The organism is Methylibium sp. (assembly GCF_013817365.1).
GTDB lineage: Bacteria > Pseudomonadota > Gammaproteobacteria > Burkholderiales > Burkholderiaceae_C > Methylibium.
In genome coordinates this window covers 1-3,557 of sequence record NZ_JACDCU010000414.1, presented here as the reverse complement: position 1 = coordinate 3,557, position 3,557 = coordinate 1, and the positions used below count along the sequence as shown (strand labels likewise).

Sequence of the window (3,557 nt, the reverse complement as noted above, 5' to 3'; positions counted from 1 at the left end):
CGCTCGGCTGCGGCAGGTAGTCGCGGCCGGCGTAGCGCACGAGGTAGGCGCGCTCGCCGTCCTCGGTGAGAATGACCGGCGCCTGCCAGGTCTCGCCACCGATCGAGGTCGCCGGCAAGGTGCGGCACCAGCGTTCCCCGCGCCACAGATGCGCGGGGTTCAGCTTGCCGATCACCGCCGCGCGCCACCCGTCCTCGACGTCCATGAGGATCCGCATCGGCGGGCAGTCGATCACCAGCGGATCGCCAATGCCGACCAGGCAGCCGTGCGCGGTCTGGCGCTGCACGAGTTCGACGCCGGGTGTCTGCGGCGTGAAGCCGTCGAGCCACGGCGGCACGATCGGCTGCTGCGACGGGTGCAGGTAGACGATCACGGGACGGTGCCGGTGCCGACCGCGATGGGGTGCGTCGTGCTGGTCGACAGGCCTTCGATGCGCAGGCCGCCCTTGGCCGCTGACTGGTTATCGGCTCCGAAGTCGACGGGGATCATGCGTCCGCTGGCGCTGGCGATGGTCAGCGAGACGCCGGTCGACAGCGCAAGCTGCGTCGTGGCGTCGAACTCGCGGAGCCACTGCTTGAAGGTCGACGCGCCAACCGCAACGCCGGTCAGGCCGAGCGTTGCCAGCAGCGTGATCGGGTCGCCGTGTCCGACCTCGATCGACGGCGCACCGCCCAGGTAGGTGGCGACGGTCGGGTAGAGTAGGCCATCACCCGGCGTGCCGTCGATGCCGATCATAACGTTGGGCGCCAGGTCCACGCTCGCGTCCACCGCGCCGGCAATCGCCGTGCCGTTGATGCTGGTCGTGCCCATGGTGTGCAGCGTCGGTTGAGCGGCGAGCGTCGGCAGCGCGGCGGTCGCGGGGGCAGCGAATGGATGGGCCATGCCGTCCGACGACAGCAGCACTACCTCAACCTCAGCCATGGCGATGCCGCCATGCGCGACGCTGAACGAGCGGATGAACGCCACGGCCTTGGCGCTGACGGCCAGACTGTACTTGGCATGCGTGGAGTTGGGATCGCGGATCGACGCGGCGAACTTGGCAAAGTAGATGTCAAGCGTCGTAACCGGCAGGATCTTGAAGCCGATCAGATCGTACGCGGCCTTGAACGGCGTGCGGAAGCGCACGCGCGGTGCGGCACCGGGCACGACGAGCGCGCTGGCGAACTCGTTGCCCGAGTGACGGAACGCCTCCGACGCGACATCCGGCGGCACCTGCAATCCAGCGGTCGCCAGGACCGTGGCGTTGATGCGCAGCGGCGCGAGTGAATAGACGATGGGATCAGCCATTGAGGCCCCAGCCGATGGTAAGAGTGACGGCGCGATATTCGCTGGCCCCGGCGACCTTGGCCGGTGACGGGTCGCTGCTCAGGCCGCATTCCGATGGGCGGAACGGGATGCCGGTGAACTGCGCGAGCAGTTGCGAGAGGATGGTCCGGCCGAGTTCTTCGACCACGCCGACCGAGCCGGTGGCGTAGACGACGACTTGCATCGAGCCGCCGCCGAGCGGTAGCGCGCCATCGGCGTAGGTGTCGAAGGTGCGCGACGACTCCGCGACCACGGCCAGCGGGAACGTCGCGCCAGCCAGAGCGGGGAGGTCGGGGTAGTGGACAGCACCGCTGCCGTTGGCCCAGCCGGCACAGGCAGCGAGCTGCGTGCGCAGTTGCGTCAGGATGGCCGGCGGATCAGTGAAGCTCACGAGTCACCGCCGCGGTTCGGGCCGGCGTTGGCAACGGTCGTGCGGCGCACGGTGCAGAGTTGCTGCTGGTCGAGTTCGGCGGTCTCTATCGCCCACTCCTGGTTGTTGCCGTCGCGGATGCCCATGCCAACGGTTAGCACCGGCGTCAGCGGACCGCAGAGCCGGCCAGAGCGCACGGTCTCCTCTGCGGCCTGTTGCTCGTCATGGAACGGCGGGGCGATCTCGTCGCGGTCGAGCACGAAGCCGCTGAGCGCGATATAGCTCCCGGTCCCGACCGCGGCGCGGTAGGACAGCGACTCGCCGCGCGCGGTTGCGACCGCGGCGAGCGCCTGCGCCAGAGCGGTGGAGATCGTCGACATGGTCTCAGCCGAACGCCAGGCAGACGAGGATGCCCAGGACCGCGCCGGCGAGGAAGGTCGCGGCGTAGTTGATCCAGGTGATCAGATTGCGGCGCGTGTGCGCCTTGAGGTCGTCGTCGAGATTGCTCATGTGGTTCCCTTGGGTGGCGGTGTCATCAGCGCGGCTTTGATCTGCGCCTCGCGCTCGGCGTCCCAGGCGGCGTCGGCCTCGGTCTGCTTGCGTGCGGCCTTGCGCGATTGCAGGAGCGCGGCGATGCCGGCGCCTGCCGTCGCGATCCCGGCGACGGCTTCGGGGATGCCGAAGCCCAGCCCGCCGGTTCCCGCCGCCATCGCTGCGCGCACAGCAGTCGTGACGACGGCGGCAATCGCCTGCGTGTCGACGCCGGTCGTGGTCGTTTCGCTGGTCTCGCTGGTCTCTTCGGCGGTCTTGCTGAACGGCACGCCGCCATGCTCGCCGTGCTCGATCAAGCGGCGCACGGTGCGACCTTCGCGCTCGGTCTTGGCGCAGCCGGTGCAGAGCAGCAGCAGCAGCCCGACGATGACGACCCACAGCACGAGGCCGACGGCGCCGGTGCAAATGCCCGAGCAGCCAGGGCGGTCCGTTCGCATGTCGTCGCACTGCTCGCCGGTGAACTGGCGATGGATGCGGCGCAGCTCGTCGCGCACTTCCTTGTCGCTCTTGCCGCTCATGGATGCCCCGGCCGCTGAATGGGGAACGCATCGGGCGGCGTCGGGGTGTCGTCGCGCATGAATCTCTTGATCGCGGCCGTCGAGTTTGCCAGCCCCGTCATGCCGTCGCGCGCGATGGCTGCGAGCTGCAGGAATTGCCGATCCTCTAGCGCCAGGATTCGCGCGTCTAACTGCGCGTTGCGCGTCTCGCACTGTTGGTGCCGAGCCTCGGCGGCGGTGTCGTTGCGCTTGTCGCGCTTGTAGAAGTAGAATACCGCCAGGCCGAGCAGCGCCGCGCTGGGGCCGATCGTCCAGAGCTGCGAGAGGATGGCGGCGGGGTCCATCATGTGCTCGTCGGCGCGTTTGCGCGGAAGTACGTGATGAGCGCCGCGTCGAGCTTGGTCGAGCGTCCGGCATAGAGGCTGACCATGACGAGCCTCGCTTCTTCGCCACGGACGTAGGTGACGGCGTAAACGTTGCAGTCATGCGAGACGCCGTAGTACTCGTGCGATTCGTAGACCCACGGACCAGGCGGCTTGCGGAACCAGGAGACGATGCGAGTCATCATCGTGGCACACGTGCCACGGCTACCACGACCGGGACGGTCGGCCACGCCGGCGCATAGGCGTCGAGGTCGGCGGGGTCCGCGATGTCGCGCATTTGCAGAGCGATCGTCGTCGGCAGATCGCGGAGCACCTGCTTGTAAGCAGCGACATCCTGCCGCTGCTCAACGGTGCCCGTGTCGAGCGCCTTCATCGTCAGCGCGTCGGCGGCGGCGAGCAGCGCGTCCCGCTCGGCGCGCAATTCCGCCAGGCGTTGCCCGCGCGCGAGCG

General features: G+C 68.8%; 9 protein-coding genes. All 9 read right to left on the bottom strand.

The window, feature by feature from the left end; all coding sequences use genetic code 11:
* Positions 1-373 (bottom strand): hypothetical protein (locus tag H0W38_RS18810; RefSeq protein ID WP_292457009.1); only part of this gene is annotated, 373 nt, incomplete at its 3' end.
* Positions 370-1,287, bottom strand: coding sequence for a hypothetical protein (locus H0W38_RS18805; RefSeq protein WP_292457007.1), 918 nt, complete (start codon positions 1,285-1,287; stop codon positions 370-372). The genes H0W38_RS18810 and H0W38_RS18805, both read right to left, overlap by 4 nt.
* Positions 1,280-1,696: a hypothetical protein gene (locus H0W38_RS18800; RefSeq protein WP_292457005.1), complete on the bottom strand. Its 417-nt coding sequence runs from the start codon at positions 1,694-1,696 to the stop codon at positions 1,280-1,282. The genes H0W38_RS18805 and H0W38_RS18800 overlap by 8 nt, the downstream gene beginning before the upstream one ends.
* Positions 1,693-2,055: a hypothetical protein gene (locus tag H0W38_RS18795; protein ID WP_292457002.1), complete on the bottom strand. Its 363-nt coding sequence runs from the start codon at positions 2,053-2,055 to the stop codon at positions 1,693-1,695. Before H0W38_RS18795 ends, H0W38_RS18800 begins: the two co-directional genes overlap by 4 nt.
* Positions 2,056-2,059: 4 nt before the next feature.
* Positions 2,060-2,185 carry a hypothetical protein gene (locus H0W38_RS18790; RefSeq protein ID WP_292456999.1) on the bottom strand — a complete coding sequence of 42 codons (126 nt, stop codon included), beginning with the start codon at positions 2,183-2,185 and terminating at the stop codon, positions 2,060-2,062.
* The gene (locus H0W38_RS18785; protein ID WP_292456995.1) at positions 2,182-2,745 is read right to left on the bottom strand and encodes a hypothetical protein; all 564 of its coding nucleotides are present in this window, start codon (positions 2,743-2,745) and stop codon (positions 2,182-2,184) included. Before H0W38_RS18785 ends, H0W38_RS18790 begins: the two co-directional genes overlap by 4 nt.
* Entirely contained in the window at positions 2,742-3,068 is a 327-nt protein-coding gene (locus tag H0W38_RS18780; protein ID WP_292456992.1) for a hypothetical protein, read from the bottom strand. The genes H0W38_RS18785 and H0W38_RS18780 overlap by 4 nt, the downstream gene beginning before the upstream one ends.
* Positions 3,068-3,292 (bottom strand): hypothetical protein, encoded by a 225-nt coding sequence (locus H0W38_RS18775; protein WP_292456989.1) that lies wholly within the window; start codon positions 3,290-3,292, stop codon positions 3,068-3,070. The genes H0W38_RS18780 and H0W38_RS18775 overlap by 1 nt, the downstream gene beginning before the upstream one ends.
* Positions 3,289-3,557, bottom strand: a 269-nt coding sequence (locus tag H0W38_RS18770; RefSeq protein WP_292456986.1) for a phage tail assembly chaperone, incomplete at its 5' end; no start/stop codon positions are given. The genes H0W38_RS18770 and H0W38_RS18775, both read right to left, overlap by 4 nt.